Source organism: Methylomarinum sp. Ch1-1 (assembly GCF_030717995.2).
Lineage (GTDB): Bacteria > Pseudomonadota > Gammaproteobacteria > Methylococcales > Methylomonadaceae > Methylomarinum > Methylomarinum roseum.
Map to the genome: position 1 here is coordinate 475841 of NZ_CP157743.1, position 14276 is coordinate 490116.

Genomic DNA, 14276 nt, shown 5'->3' on the forward strand with positions numbered 1-14276 from the left:
TTACCCAGCATCTATAGATATTCCACAAATGACTGGTAAAGAAGGAAATATTTTCTCAATACCAAGCTGAATAGTTACAAATTAGTGCAAATTCAATAATCTCAGGATTTTTTCAGCTCTCAAATACCATTGCAATTGCAAGCTGCGCCGATAACTCAGCTTACTTGCAGATTGATAGTTCTGACTATGATCTAAGAGTTGCTCTATGGCTTCAGCGAATTCAGTGGCATTTCTACTCGAACAGTAGAGTCCGGTTTCGCGTAAAACTTCTCGCGTACTTGGCAAATCACTGGCGACAACCGGCAAGCCATGCGACAAAAAATCGAGAGCTTTTACCGGGCAGGTTAGATATCTGCTATAGAATGTATCCTGCAATGGAACTAAACCGATACTGACGTCTTGATCGAGAATCCGGTGCAACTCAGCGGGACTCACAAAGGCGTCGAATTTTAACACGTCTTCAAGCCCCAGTTCTCGCGCCTCGCCTCTTAACTGCAACACTTGTTTTTCATGTCCGCCATAGCAGGATAGAGTAATATTTTTATGCTTCAGTAGTTTTGCAACATCATAGATAAAATCACTCCCTTTGTAGCCATGAAGATGGCCGATATAAGCAACCCGCCTTTTAGATCTGCGCTGCTCTAAATTCTGGTGTTTAAATTTCAAGCATCCTAGGGACAAAGCCACTATAGGCAGCTTATTCCAAAATTGTTGGTACAGCGCTCTTTGGTGTTCAGTCAGGCAAATCAACCCATCGACTTTAGGAATCAACAGCCGTTCAGCCCATTGCCTGCGCAGTGCGCTAAAACCTTGTTTAGGCAGATGCGCACGATTCAAATAATAATCATGCGACTCATAAACGACTTTTAGGGATGGATTTTTTTTCTTGATTTTCAACAATCGAGATAGGGCGCCCAGCTCCCGCGTTAACACTATAACGTGGTCGCCGCTGTGCAAATACTCTTCTATCTTTAAGATAGCTTGCTGATAAACATCACGCGCGCCAGGTCTTGTTTCTTTAACCCTATAAATGCTGAGATACGACGATGGCTCCAATCCATAAAAGTGCTGTAGATCTTGTTCCGTCTCCGAATCATCTCCTGAAGCGACAAAATAGTCCGTCGCTATTTTGTGCTGAGCAAATGACATCGCGTTTAGAAGCCCCATATACACGATAGGCCCAGGTTTCAGCCATTTACTTTTATTTATCCAAACAACTCTCAGCATTATGCCTCCCTATCCGCAACATTATGGTTTCAGCATTGTTTGAAGAACGGCGTCAAAAACGTCTTTAGGCCGCAATGCCTGAAGACAATCGCTTATCATGCTGTCCCCACAACCTTTTAGCCCGCAGGGTCGACAGGTAAAGTCTTCCGTCAATACTTTATGGCTGACCTTCCATGGACTCCATACTTTGTCTGTGGTGGGTCCGAACAAAGCAACACAGGGCGTATTAACCGCTGCGGCAACGTGCATAGCCACCGAATCCAAACCAAGAAAACAATCGGCAAATTTTATCAGCGCCCCCGTTTCATTTAAGCTTAACTGTCCAGATAGGTTAATCACCGAATTACGCACTTTATGCAGTATCGCCTCCACATATTCGACTTCCTTCTCTGCAGGCCCTGATATTACTACCACGCAATGCCCAGCATCCTTCAAAGCATCAATCACTTGCGCGAAACCTTCAGGATTCCACGCCTTAAACATCCACCTTGACGTTGGATGAATGACAATCACCTGTTGATCCCTAGCTTGCTTAGAGAGCAATTGTCTAATTTTCTCTTCAGAAGCCCGGCTAGTTATAAATGTTAATTTTTTCTGATCCTCTTTAGGATGCAAGCCTAAACGTCGTATCGCATCTAAATTCTTTTCTACCGTATGCCGATAATACTTGGATATTCTGTATATATGGGTAAAGCTTTTGCGCCAAAATTTTCCCCTGCGATGCTGATAAGGTAGTGATACGGAATAGGTGGGATTCAAGATGCGTGTTATCCAGGCTCCACGCCAACGATCAGTCAGATTAATGATCAAGCCATACTCATTTTCATGCAATTGTTTGAACAATTGATATTCGTGATGCGCCTGAATCATCACCCCTTGAGCCTTCCATTTCCTATCGATTGTATAAACGCGATGAACATAGGGATTGCTATCGAGCATGACGGCCGTTTCTTGATAGATCAGCGCATCTATTTCTACATGCGGATATTGTTGCTTAAGCACGCTGTATATCGGCGTTGTAAGCAGCACGTCCCCCAAATGCTGCAATTTAATCACTAAAATCCGTTTAATGCGCTTGAAATCTATTACATCATTTTCGACATTAATTTCTATCACGAGACAATTCAGAATACTTAGTTAAAGGCTATGCAGCCTGGCTATTGAAAAATCCAATCGACTGCCCCCATGATCATGCAAATAACAATTATTCCTTAACACCCGCAATTCCCAGCTTGGAAATTGCGGCTTTAACACTTGATTTATGACTTTATGTCCATTCGTCGTTGTAACCAGGAGCTGCAAACGTCAAGGCTTTTAAATAGCAGACTCGAACCTTGCAACGCCACCGCATCCACCAAACAATACCAGGCCGCAACGCCGCTGGGCGGATTGCCTTGAGTCAGACCTGAGGCCGGGTCTATTTCGGCCCAGGCCCAGGTTCCGGCAGTCGTTCCGACTAATTCCAACCAGCTGGTGATGAAGAAAGCGGCCAGATACACCATAGGCGAGCGACCTTTAAACAAATACAGCAAAAACACGCAGAACAGCAAAAAGCCGATCGTATCCTGTCGTTCCGCCATGCCGCTGATCCCCCATAACGCCCAGGCGCCGCAGACGACCACGACCAAAACGGCGATCTGACGGGCGTGCTTTTGGAACAGGCCTGAGCGTCCCAAGGCGACTGCGGTTAAATAGACCAGTCCGTGACCGGCTGGCACATAGGCGGGAAGATTTTCGAAGCGATAAATATAACCCCGCATAAACAACGAAGCAAAATTCTCACCGATCGTTGCAAAAGCGACCGCAATTAATACTTGCACGCGGACATATTTGCATTCGCCCCACAAGAAGCCGAGCAGGAACATCCAGCCGCAAACCGCCAACGCCGTCTGCATTTCAATCGGTGCAAAGGAGTCGATAATTAAACATGCTGCGGTAGTCACGAAGGTGAAAGCGGCGATGAAATAATCCCTTTTTCGATGTTCCGCCTGAACGCCGGGTTCGGGAAAATGAGCAAGTTCAAATATAGCCATCTTAATCTACTCGGAATTTAAGCTTGAATATCCGCCGGCGATTTACACCAGCGCCGTCGACGCGTAGGCAATGAGCGCATATCTGGCTGCCTTACCTACTAAAATTGCCGCTATCGATGTCACAATGGACATTCTCAGCCAGCCACCGGCGAAACAGAGACCATCGCCAATAACCGGCAGCCATGAAAACAACAGCGCCCACCCCCCCCATTTCCTGAGGACGACAATTGATTTTTGCTTTCTTTCAGACAACACCTTTTCTGCAGGATATTTTTTTGCGGCAAAAACCCCCAAACCCCAAGTCGTGATCGCGCCTAAGGTGTTGCCGATGGTCGCGACAACCACCAACACCGCCAACGATTGCTTGCCGGCGGCAACCATGTAAGCCAACACTGCCTCCGAGCCACCCGGCGCAATGGTCGATGAAATGAAGGCGCTGCCAAAAAGCAATGCCAATGAATCTTCCTGCATTTTCTTATACCCACGAAAAAGCCCCTGAAACCGACAGTTCCAGGGGCTTTTTAGCTATACTTCGCTATTTTTCAGGCAGATCAATCGATTTTTTCGATAAAATCGATTTAACGAGACCGCTTATTATCTTAATGATCATGCCGATCGCTTGCGAAAGCAGCTCAAAAACATAGGCAACCCCTTCGCTAAAAGTCATACCTTTGAATTTGTTCGCTAACAGCGGCGCCAATAAAAAGCCCGCCGCTAAACCAAGCACCATGAGCCCGGAGACAAACGATTTCTGAGCGCCAGCCCCATCTCCGCCTGTCGCGCCTCCCGCCGCCGGCGCAGCAGCCGCACCTGGTTTAGCAGTCGGCGTCAGATCAGGAATGCTTTCACTGTAATCATCTTGGATAACTTGAGCGGTAACCCCTGGAATACTCGGCAAATCACCGCTACCATCGCCGATTTTCAGCTGCGCCTTCATGCCTTTTTCCATGTGCTGCGAAATATCGCAATGCACGAGATACGTTTTGTCTCCCGGTGGAAAAATCAGCGTGCCAGACACCTTACCCGGCCCGGTCACTTCCAGGTGAAACATGCCTTTTGGATACAGATATTTTGGCAAACCGTGCATCATCCATTGATGGCGGATATTGTCGTCATTAACAAAATGCACGGTCAATTTGGTGCAGGGTTCGAACTGAAACTCCTGCTTGTCGAAGGCGAACATGGTGCCGGGAAATTTCTCGGAATACTTATGACCGGCATGAACGGTGATTTCTTTGGTCGCCGCGATGCTGTCGCAACCGCCGGGCAAGGTATCGGTATTCTGCCCCATCACCATCGCGCCATCCATATCCATCAAATGCCCGCCGCCGTGATCCATCATGCGGTTATGGTCCTGAAATTCCTTGGCAAGGCTATCAGTTGCGGAGAACGCCATTATTAATGCAGCTATTGATAATAATTTATCCATTATCAATTTCCTCCTTTATTCGATGAGAACAGCGCCATGACTTTTTCTCGGTTTACGATCAGCACATAGACCGCGATGCCCAACAGCAGGCCGAAAATAAAATTTCGGACTGAATTGCTTTCAGAGGCTGCAGCCTGGTCATTTAGCTGACCTAAGGATTTTGGTGGCTCTTCGACCGCTACTGGCACCGCTGCCGGCGGGGCGACATAGCTTGTCGCATCGACTTCGCCTAGGCTGTTCCAGGCATCGATATCCTGCCAAACGGGAAGCTTGCGCTGTTGAAAAGCCTTGGTGAACATCGACTCAACGCTTTCTCCAATGCCCATCGGCAAGCCGGCTTCGTTCAAATATTTTTTATAGACGATCGCGCTGACGTTGCCGCCAGGATTCATACCGTCGGTAGTAATCCCTTTTTCGCGATGGTCATGAAAAATCCATATCCCTTCGCCATAGCTGTGCAAGCCATCATCTTTAGTGCTGATCAGCAGATCGTTGCGCTGAGCCGGCGCTAAGTCATAAACATCGCGCATGATCTGCGCGCTAGGATTATGCTCAACACCGTCATAATGCGTGATCGTGCCTTTATGGCCATGCGTATGCATCGCCAAGGTCTCGCCGGTGCTGTTGAACATTCTGATTTTTATGTTCTTATTCGGTTCGGCAACGATCAACGACTCTCTCAGCGTATAGGGAAACGACCGGCCATTAAGAGTGTGATAATCCTCTGTTGAATCGGTGATGTCATATTCGCGATTCATTTTCTTCGCAATCAAACGGGGATCGTTGTATTGCTGGATGGTATTATGTAGTTCCTTGTCCATCGCATGATAATGCAGATCGTACTCGTTATCATACTTTTCGAGTATGGCCTTGGACGGCTGACGTACCTGTCCGGCCCCGACATTGAAGGTCTGCACCCAGTTATTAGGGCGATTTTCCTCGACGACAAACATGCCGACCAAACCCATTGCTAGATGCACATGAGTTTGTACATGACAGTGGTAGACAAACGTCCCCGGCTGTCTGGGTCGAATTTCATAAGTCCGGCTCTGTCCTGGCAGAACAAATTTGTCGCTTGTTTGCGGCACGCCGTCGTTTCCTTCACCGGAACTATCCACCCAGGGGTGATCGACGCCATGCAGATGTATTGTATGAGGAAAGTAGTGACTGTTTTCCAATTGAATCCAGACGATATCGCCCTGCTCAACTCGAATCACCGGGGAAGGCGCTCTTAACAGCGGATTGGCGTCTGTGCCGACAAAACTGCTGGTGGCCATGCCGCGCGACTTTGGCGCAAACACCCACATGCCTGGCTGAACGCCGGGCGCGATATCGAAAGTGGGCACCAAGCCGTCGAAATCAGGCGAATGCCCGTTCAGCTCGGCTACCTCTAATTTAATAATAATCAGATCAGGATCGCCATCCCCATCCATATCATTTTTCTTGGTGATAGCATCGGTCGCGTAAAAAGTCTTCATCAATGTTTCCATTGAGATATTATTCGTACCCTTTACTTCGGCAGCGATATCAGCCGGGTTATCTGGGCTACAGCGCAACGATTCCTGAATTTTTACACCCTCGATCGTTTGCGCCTTGCGCCATTCCGGATTACTTTTACTACAGACAGCTTCAACGTCTCCGCGATCAATTTTTGCTGTTTTTGGCAAACCCACCGCAGCCGACGCCAGTAATGGCGTCAGCATGACAGCAGCTCCCAAAAGATTACTCAGGGGATGTTTCTGCATTTTACTTTTACCTTGATATATTAAGGTGATTAGGCGTCTTTTACTTTACCGAGCATTTCGTCGACTTTACGTTTGAAGCCAGCGTTTGACAGATAGAAGACATACAGACCGGCCAGAGCTATTAATGCATACAGGCCCATGCTGCCAGAACTTACGGGTTGACCGGCGCCGGCCTGGAAACCCATGTGCGCATCTAATCTCTCGCCATTGTCTTTGACCAGTGTGATGTGAATCAGGTATTTACCTTTTTCCGCCACACCATTTTGCAGTGTCAGAACAACAGTGCCGGATTTATGCTTTTTCGCTTCTTCGAAAAACACGCGCGTGCCTTCCGGCTCTTTGGTTACTTCGAATTCGATGGCCATATTACGGTAACGGATATCCTGATAATCAAAAACCAATTGAGTCAGGGTATTCAAATCCGGCAAATTCCCACAAAAATCCTCAGCGGGATAAGCTTTGGGCTGGTAAGCGGTGTAGTGCAGCCAATGACCTGGCTCTAATTCAAATTTACATTGGTCTGTATCGGTACCCGCAGCGCCGCCGTGAGCCCATAGAGCCGTTGAAAATAACAATCCCAGAAGACCCAGGAAACCATTTCTTAAAAGATGTTTTTTGCTCATGATACCTTCCTGTGTTGATAGTATTTAAGTATATTTATTATTTCTTATTAAGCTATTTTCTATCATAGCTTGCGTTTATAAGCAACCATCATTTATCCAACTAACACTCAAGATAAACAACAATCCAAACAACTGCTTACTCTAGCACAACACCCCAAGCAAAGAAAGGTAATCGCTTTTTTCCAGCAACTCCCCATCGAGGATCGAAGAGGGCGAGGGATTTGCCTGACAAGGATGTCGGCAGCGATTGCCCCCCTACGGTGCTCTTTACGGCGCTCCTCAACAAATATGTCTCGCACATTGATAATCATTAAACGCCGGATTTATTGTTTTTCACCTAGGCATAGCGTCAGCCGATTATTTTTTTGTCACAAGCCGATAACAGTCTTTATAATGTGTCACACTACCAAGCTTTCATCTCGAAGACTTTCTTTAATTACCTCTTCTAAAGAATAAAAACAAATATGTCCAAATTAACAAACTCTATTGAATGGAACGCTGTTAAGCAACATTATCAAAGTATCGCAACAAATTATTCCATGCTAGAGGCTTTTAATACAGACAAAGAGCGCTTCCATAAATTTTCACGAGTTTTTAACGACATACTGTTCGATTTCAGCAAAAACCTGATCGATGATCAAACCCTGCCGCTGTTGATCGGCCTGGCCGAGCAAGCCAATCTGAAACAGAAGACAGCAGACATGTTTAACGGCGCCATCATTAATAAAACCGAAAAAAGAGCCGTACTACACACCGCACTGAGAAACCGCCACAACACGCCCGTTTATGTCAATGGCAAGGATGTCATGCCGCAAATCAACGGCGAATTAAAGAAAATGCGAGCTTTTTCGGAAAAAGTCCGCTCCGGCGAATGGAAAGGCCATACCGGCAAAGCGATGACGGACATCGTCAACATCGGCATCGGGGGGTCGGATTTAGGCCCCAAAATGGTCACCAAGGCCTTAGCCCCTTATTCCCGCCCAGACTTGAGAATTCATTTTGTTTCCAATGTCGACCAGGCCGACATCGTCAATACGCTGGAAAAACTCGACCCTGAAACGACCCTATTCCTGGTGGCCTCAAAAGTCTTCAATACTCAGGAAACGATGACCAATGCCACATCGGCGCGCAACTGGTTCCTGGAACAAATCAAAGATGAAACGGCAGTAAAAAAACATTTTGTCGCCATTTCCACGCACCGGGACAATGTCGTCAATTTCGGTATCGACCCGGAAAACATGTTTCAGTTTTGGGACTGGGTTGGAGGGCGCTACTCCCTCTGGTCGGCCGTTGGCCTTTCCATCGCCCTCTATGTCGGCATGGATAATTTCGAGCAACTGCTGGAAGGCGCCCATGAGGCAGATCAACATTTCCGCAATACGCCCTTCAGCGACAACATCCCTGTCATTATGGCCTTATTGGGCATCTGGTATAACAACTTCTTTGAAGCGGATTCTCACGCCATCCTGCCATACGACCAGTCGCTCTCCTCTTTTAGCGATTATTTCCAGCAGGGCGACATGGAAAGCAACGGCAAATCAATCGACCGGGACGGCGCAAAGGTCGATTACAGCACCGGCCCCATCATTTGGGGACAGCCCGGTACCAACGGCCAACACGCTTTCTACCAATTGATGCACCAGGGCACCAAGCTGATCCCCTGCGATTTTCTCGCTCCTGCGCAAAGCCATTATCACCTTCCCGAACATCACGACATCCTGATTTCAAACTTTCTGGCGCAGCCGGAAGCTTTGATGAGAGGCAAATCCGAAGCGGAAGTGCGCAAAGACCTGAGCGCGGAAGAAAACAAAGACGACACCCTGGTCGCCTCCAAAATCTTTCCCGGCAACAAACCGTCCAATTCCTTTCTGTTTAAAAAACTAACGCCGAGAACGTTAGGCACGTTGATCGCTTTTTATGAACATAAAATTTTCGTTCAAGGTGTGATCTGGAACATAAATTCATTTGACCAGATGGGCGTAGAATTAGGCAAAATTCTCGCCAAAGCGATACTGCCTGAACTTAAAGCGAATGATGAAATCAATAGTCATGACAGTTCAACCAGCGCACTAATCAATTACTACAAGAAAATACGGTGAAACATTGCCCACCCTTGTTAAAACACTTATCAGCGGTATTTGCCTATCCCTGCTGATATCCTGTGATAACAACTCAAAAACTCATCTGGGCTTTTCCAGGCTGGAACAAATTAAACATGAAGGCGCCCTCCATGTCCTGACCCGGCAAGACCCCACCACCTATTACGAGGGACCCGACGGCCGCACAGGACTCGAATACGACCTGATCATGCTGTTTGGCCGCTATCTGGGCGTCGAGGTGCATTTTATTATTCCGAACACCTTCGAAGAAATCCTGTACAAAATTTCCCACGGCGAGGCCGATATCGCCGCAGCCGGACTGACCGTGACGAAACAGCGTAAGCAAATCATGCGCTTCGCCCCGCCTTACCAGACCATTACCGAACAAGTCATATACCGCTCGGGCACACGCAGACCCAAGCGCATCCGCGACTTAAACCGCGGCATCATCGAAGTCGTCAAAGGCACCAGTCACGAGGCCACGCTGAAATCTTTGCAGAAGATTCACCCACAACTGGAATGGAATGTTAACAGCGAACTGGATAGCGACGGTTTACTATATCTGGTCAACCAGGGATTGATAGACTACACCATCGCCGACTCACAACAGGCCGCCATCGTCCGCAGCTTCTACCCCAAACTGAACGTCGCCTTCGATATTACCGAGCCCAGACAACTGGCATGGGCTCTGAGCCCTTCCAACGACGACAGCCTATACGATAAAGTCCTGGCTTTTTTCCAGCAAATCAAACAGGACAACACTCTGCAGGCCTTACTGGAAAAACATTACGGCCACGCCAATAACCTGAACTATGTCGGCAACTGCAAATTCCGGCAGCACATCAAAAAACGCTTGCCCGCTTATAGACAATATTTCAAGGCGGCCGGAGAAAAGCACAATATCGACTGGCGCCTGCTGGCCGCGATCGGCTACCAGGAATCCCATTGGAAAGAAAAAGCCACATCGCCAACCGGGGTCCAGGGCTTGATGATGTTAACCAGAGGAACGGCCCGGCAATTGGGCATCAAGAATCGGACAGATCCGAGACAAAGCATTAACGGCGGAGCGCGCTATTTCAAACAACGACTGAAGAAAATACCTGAACGCATACCGGAACCGGACCGCACTTGGTTTGCGCTGGCCTCGTACAACGTCGGCTTTGGCCATCTGGAAGACGCCAGAATCATCACCCAGGAGCGCGGCGGCAATCCGGACAAATGGATGGACGTCAAGCAAAGCCTGCCGTTGTTGAGCAAAAAAAAATGGTACAAAAAAACCAAACATGGTTATGCCAGAGGACGGGAACCGGTGCGCTATGTTGAAAATATTCGTAGTTACTACGATTTACTGGTCTGGCTAAGCGAAGAAGACCCGATTCACAAAAGCACGATGCCGAGAAAAAACCACGAAAAAACAGTCAACCATAATGCCTTGAGCATCGACAGTCCGGCGCTGTGACTCAAACGATCGCCGCCCTCGCAGGCTTCTGCCGGCGGGCGGCAAAGAAATCGGTCAGCAATTCCGCGCATTGCCTTTCCAATACTCCGCCTCGCCAATCGACGCGATGATTTAAAAAATCCGCATCAGCCAGAGTCAAGGCATGGCAGACCGCGCCGCGTTTTGGATCGAAGGCGCCAAACACCAGTCTTTTGACCCGGGCATGGGCAATCGCCCCCATACACATCACACAAGGCTCCAGCGTGACATAGAGCGTGGTATCGATCAGACGATAATTTTCGACCACTTGGCCGGCTTTGCGTAAAGCGATGATTTCGGCATGCGCGGTGGGATCATGACGGGCGATCGGTTCATTCCAGCCTTCGGCGATGCAGACATCGTTCGCGACCAATAACGCGCCGACCGGCACCTCCCCCTGAGACTCGGCCCGCTGCGCCAGGCGTATCGCATGGCGCATCCAGGCCTCATCGCCGGCAATCACTCCCACTCAATCGTTGCCGGCGGCTTGCCGGAAATATCGTAAGTGACTCGGGAAATGCCATCGACCTCATTAATGATTCGCCGCGAAATCAGGTCGAGGAAATCGTAGGGCAGATGGGCCCAGCGCGCCGTCATGAAATCTATCGTTTCGACCGCACGTATCGCGACGACATAATCATAGCGCCTGCCATCGCCCATCACGCCTACAGACTTGACCGGCAAAAAAACCGCAAAGGCCTGACTGACCTTGTCGTACAGATCATGACGATAGAGCTCTTCGATAAAAATTGCATCGGCCTGGCGCAGCAGGTCGGCATAGTCTTTTTTCACTTCGCCGAGAATCCGCACGCCCAATCCGGGGCCCGGAAAAGGATGCCGGTGAATCATGTCGGCCGGCAAGCCCAATTCCAAGCCCAGCTTTCTCACTTCGTCCTTGAACAATTCGCGCAGCGGCTCGACCAATTTCAGCGTCATGTTTTCCGGCAAACCGCCGACATTGTGATGCGACTTGATCAGATGCGCCTTGCCGCTTTTCGAGCCAGCCGACTCGATCACATCCGGATAAATGGTTCCCTGCGCCAGCCATTTGGCATCGGTCAACTTACCCGCTTCTTCATCGAAAATTTCGACAAACAGATTGCCGATAATCTTACGCTTGGCTTCCGGATCGGTCACGCCGGCCAGCGCCTCCAGATAACGTTGCTCGGCATCGATTCGTATCACCCTGACGCCCATGTGTTCGGCAAAGGTCGCCATCACCTGGTCGCCTTCATGCAAGCGCAACAAGCCGGTATCGACAAACACGCAGGTCAACTGGTCGCCTATCGCCTTATGCAACAAGGCCGCAACCACCGACGAGTCGACGCCGCCGGACAAGCCCAACACGACCTGATCGCTGCCGACCTGTTCGCGTACCGCTTGCACGCTCTCTTCGATAATGTTGCTGGAAGTCCATAAGGCCTCGCAACCACATACCTCGATGACAAAGCGCTTCAGAATGCGGCCGCCCTGTTTGGTATGAGTGACTTCGGGATGAAACTGGAGGCCGTAAAACGCCTTGTCCTCGTTGGCGATGCCAGCGATCGGCGCACCGTCGGAACTGGCGATCAGCATGAAGCCTTCGGGCAATTCGACCACGCGATCGCCGTGACTCATCCACACATCGAGCAAACCATAGCCTTCCGCCGAGGTATGATCTTCGATGTCGCTCAACAATCGCGAATGGCCTCTGGCGCGAATCTGCGCATAGCCGAACTCGCGATGAGCGGAGGCCTCCACTTTGCCGCCCATTTGCTCGGTCATCGTCTGCATGCCGTAACAAATGCCCAGAACCGGTATTCCCTGCTCAAACACAATCTTCGGCGCACGCGGCGTTTCGCCACGGGTCACCGTCTCCGGACCGCCGGACAAAATAATGCCGTTGGGCGCAAACTGCCGGATTTCATCATCGCTGCATTCACAAGAGTAAATCTCGCAATAAACGCCGATTTCCCGGATTCTGCGGGCAATCAGCTGAGTATATTGAGAACCGAAGTCCAGAATGAGAATTTTGTGCGAATGAATATTGGTTGATTGCTGCTGATCCACGTTGGAATCCCTAAACTAATAAGCTAAAACAAAATGGGGCTCATTCGAGCCCCACAAGCAAAGCGGCCTTCCCATGAACGATTAGGACAGCCGGTAATTGGGCGCTTCTTTGGTAATCGTCACATCATGGACATGGCTCTCCCGCATGCCGGCGCCGGTCACGCGAACAAACTGGGCCTTCTCATGCATGATGCCGATATTCTGACTGCCGGTGTAGCCCATGCTGGCGCGGATGCCGCCCAATAATTGATGAATGATCGCCAACATGCTGCCTTTATAAGGCACCCGACCCTCGATGCCTTCCGGCACCAGCTTTTCGACGCTGTCCGCATCTTCCTGAAAATAGCGATCGCTGGAGCCTTGCTGCTGTGACATCGCACCCAGCGACCCCATGCCTCGATAAGATTTATAGGACCGGCCTTGGTACAATTCGACATCGCCGGGCGCCTCTTCGGTGCCGGCGAACAGACTGCCCAACATCACGGCATGGGCGCCGGCGGCCAGCGCCTTCGCCACATCCCCGGAATAACGAACCCCGCCATCGGCGATCAACGGCACGCCGGTGCCTTTCAAGGCGTCGGCGACATTGCTGACGGCGGTAATCTGCGGCACCCCGACGCCGGCGATGATCCGGGTCGTACAAATGGAGCCCGGACCGATACCGACCTTAACGCCATCGGCGCCCGCTTCGACCAGCGCTTTCGCCGCCGCCGCGGTTGCGATGTTGCCGCCGATCACCTGTACGTCGGGATAGTTGCTTTTGACCCAGCGCACCCTGTCCAATACGCCCTGAGAATGACCATGAGCGGTATCCACGACGATGACGTCGACGCCGGCTTTGACCAAGGCGTCGACGCGTTCTTCGGTGCCTTGACCGGTGCCGACTGCAGCGCCGACTCTCAAGCGCTCTTGCTCATCCTTACAGGCCTGTGGATAATCCTTGGCTTTCTGGATATCCTTCACGGTAATCATGCCGCGCAGATGAAAATCATCATTGACCACCAGAATCTTTTCGATCCGATGCTTATGCAATAAGGCGATGGCCTGCTTGCGATCATCCGACTCATTGACGGTAATCAGTTTTTCCTTAGGCGTCATCACCGAAGTCACCGATTCATCGAGCCGGGTCTCAAAACGCAAATCGCGGCTGGTCACGATGCCGACCAGCTCTTCGCCGTCGACCACCGGCACGCCGGAAATACTCTTGGAACGAGTCAACTCCATCACTTCACGCACAGTCACACTAGGCGGCACGGTAATCGGGTCCTTGATCACACCGCTCTCGTACTTCTTGACCCTGCTAACTTCCCTCGCCTGCTGTTCGGCCGACATATTCTTATGAATAATGCCGATGCCGCCTTCCTGTGCAATGGCAATTGCCAAGCGCGCCTCCGTCACTGTATCCATCGCGGCTGAAACAAGCGGAATATTCAGACTGATATTCCGGGTTAACTGGGTTTTCATTTCAACTTCACGCGGCAATACGGTCGAATGCGCAGGCACTAATAAAACATCATCAAACGTGAGCGCTTCCTGAATAACTTGCATGACCACACCTAATCAAAATATTTAAAATAACCGCGCATTATAGCCG

General features: G+C 49.9%; 12 protein-coding genes. 2 read left to right on the forward strand and 10 right to left on the reverse strand.

Annotated features, from left to right (window positions below):
* Nucleotides 1-81 precede the first annotated feature (81 nt).
* From Q9L42_RS02615 to Q9L42_RS02645, 7 genes are all read right to left on the reverse strand, one after another.
* Nucleotides 82-1227 (reverse strand): glycosyltransferase, encoded by a 1146-nt coding sequence (locus Q9L42_RS02615; RefSeq protein ID WP_349431840.1) that lies wholly within the window; start codon nt 1225-1227, stop codon nt 82-84.
* A 21-nt stretch (nt 1228-1248) separates the two neighbouring features.
* The gene (rfaQ, locus tag Q9L42_RS02620; protein WP_305909990.1) at nt 1249-2343 is read right to left on the reverse strand and encodes a putative lipopolysaccharide heptosyltransferase III; all 1095 of its coding nucleotides are present in this window, start codon (nt 2341-2343) and stop codon (nt 1249-1251) included.
* Nucleotides 2344-2486: 143 nt separating this feature from the next.
* Nucleotides 2487-3260: a hypothetical protein gene (locus Q9L42_RS02625; RefSeq protein WP_305909989.1), complete on the reverse strand. Its 774-nt coding sequence runs from the start codon at nt 3258-3260 to the stop codon at nt 2487-2489.
* Nucleotides 3261-3302: 42 nt separating this feature from the next.
* Nucleotides 3303-3731: a YqaA family protein gene (locus tag Q9L42_RS02630; RefSeq protein ID WP_349431841.1), complete on the reverse strand. Its 429-nt coding sequence runs from the start codon at nt 3729-3731 to the stop codon at nt 3303-3305.
* Nucleotides 3732-3795: 64 nt separating this feature from the next.
* Nucleotides 3796-4689 (reverse strand): copper oxidase, encoded by an 894-nt coding sequence (locus Q9L42_RS02635; protein ID WP_305909988.1) that lies wholly within the window; start codon nt 4687-4689, stop codon nt 3796-3798.
* A gap of 2 nt (nt 4690-4691) precedes the next feature.
* A complete protein-coding gene (locus Q9L42_RS02640) occupies nt 4692-6434 on the reverse strand; it encodes a multicopper oxidase domain-containing protein (RefSeq protein ID WP_349431842.1) in 1743 nt (580 codons plus the stop codon).
* 29 nt (nt 6435-6463) lie between these two features.
* Nucleotides 6464-7057: a hypothetical protein gene (locus Q9L42_RS02645; RefSeq protein ID WP_305909986.1), complete on the reverse strand. Its 594-nt coding sequence runs from the start codon at nt 7055-7057 to the stop codon at nt 6464-6466.
* A 464-nt stretch (nt 7058-7521) separates the two neighbouring features.
* Here Q9L42_RS02645 and pgi point away from each other — a divergent pair, with 464 nt between their 5' ends.
* Entirely contained in the window at nt 7522-9156 is a 1635-nt protein-coding gene (pgi, locus tag Q9L42_RS02650; protein WP_305909985.1) for a glucose-6-phosphate isomerase, read from the forward strand.
* Nucleotides 9157-9160: 4 nt separating this feature from the next.
* Entirely contained in the window at nt 9161-10615 is a 1455-nt protein-coding gene (gene mltF, locus Q9L42_RS02655) for a membrane-bound lytic murein transglycosylase MltF (RefSeq protein WP_349431843.1), read from the forward strand.
* A 1-nt stretch (nt 10616) separates the two neighbouring features.
* Here the strand turns inward: mltF and tadA are convergent, their stop codons facing one another.
* The 3 genes from tadA to guaB form a co-directional block, all read right to left on the reverse strand.
* Nucleotides 10617-11102, reverse strand: a complete 486-nt coding sequence (tadA, locus tag Q9L42_RS02660; RefSeq protein WP_305909982.1) for a tRNA adenosine(34) deaminase TadA — start codon at nt 11100-11102, stop codon at nt 10617-10619.
* Nucleotides 11093-12682, reverse strand: coding sequence for a glutamine-hydrolyzing GMP synthase (guaA, locus tag Q9L42_RS02665; RefSeq protein WP_305909981.1), 1590 nt, complete (start codon nt 12680-12682; stop codon nt 11093-11095). Before guaA ends, tadA begins: the two co-directional genes overlap by 10 nt.
* Before the next feature lie 81 nt (nt 12683-12763).
* Entirely contained in the window at nt 12764-14230 is a 1467-nt protein-coding gene (gene guaB / locus Q9L42_RS02670) for an IMP dehydrogenase (RefSeq protein ID WP_305909980.1), read from the reverse strand.
* Nucleotides 14231-14276 lie beyond the last annotated feature (46 nt).

Bases quoted from the DNA above. Each gene is read 5' to 3' on its own strand.
- Q9L42_RS02615 (WP_349431840.1), bottom strand. From the start codon at position 1,227: ATGCTGAGAGTTGTTTGGATAAATAAAAGTAAATGGCTGAAACCTGGG.
- Q9L42_RS02625 (WP_305909989.1), bottom strand. From the start codon at position 3,260: ATGGCTATATTTGAACTTGCTCATTTTCCCGAACCCGGCGTTCAGGCG.
- Q9L42_RS02630 (WP_349431841.1), bottom strand. From the start codon at position 3,731: ATGCAGGAAGATTCATTGGCATTGCTTTTTGGCAGCGCCTTCATTTCA.
- Q9L42_RS02635 (WP_305909988.1), bottom strand. From the start codon at position 4,689: ATGGATAAATTATTATCAATAGCTGCATTAATAATGGCGTTCTCCGCA.
- Q9L42_RS02640 (WP_349431842.1), bottom strand. From the start codon at position 6,434: ATGCAGAAACATCCCCTGAGTAATCTTTTGGGAGCTGCTGTCATGCTG.
- Q9L42_RS02645 (WP_305909986.1), bottom strand. From the start codon at position 7,057: ATGAGCAAAAAACATCTTTTAAGAAATGGTTTCCTGGGTCTTCTGGGA.
- pgi (WP_305909985.1), top strand. From the start codon at position 7,522: ATGTCCAAATTAACAAACTCTATTGAATGGAACGCTGTTAAGCAACAT.
- guaB (WP_305909980.1), bottom strand. From the start codon at position 14,230: ATGCAAGTTATTCAGGAAGCGCTCACGTTTGATGATGTTTTATTAGTG.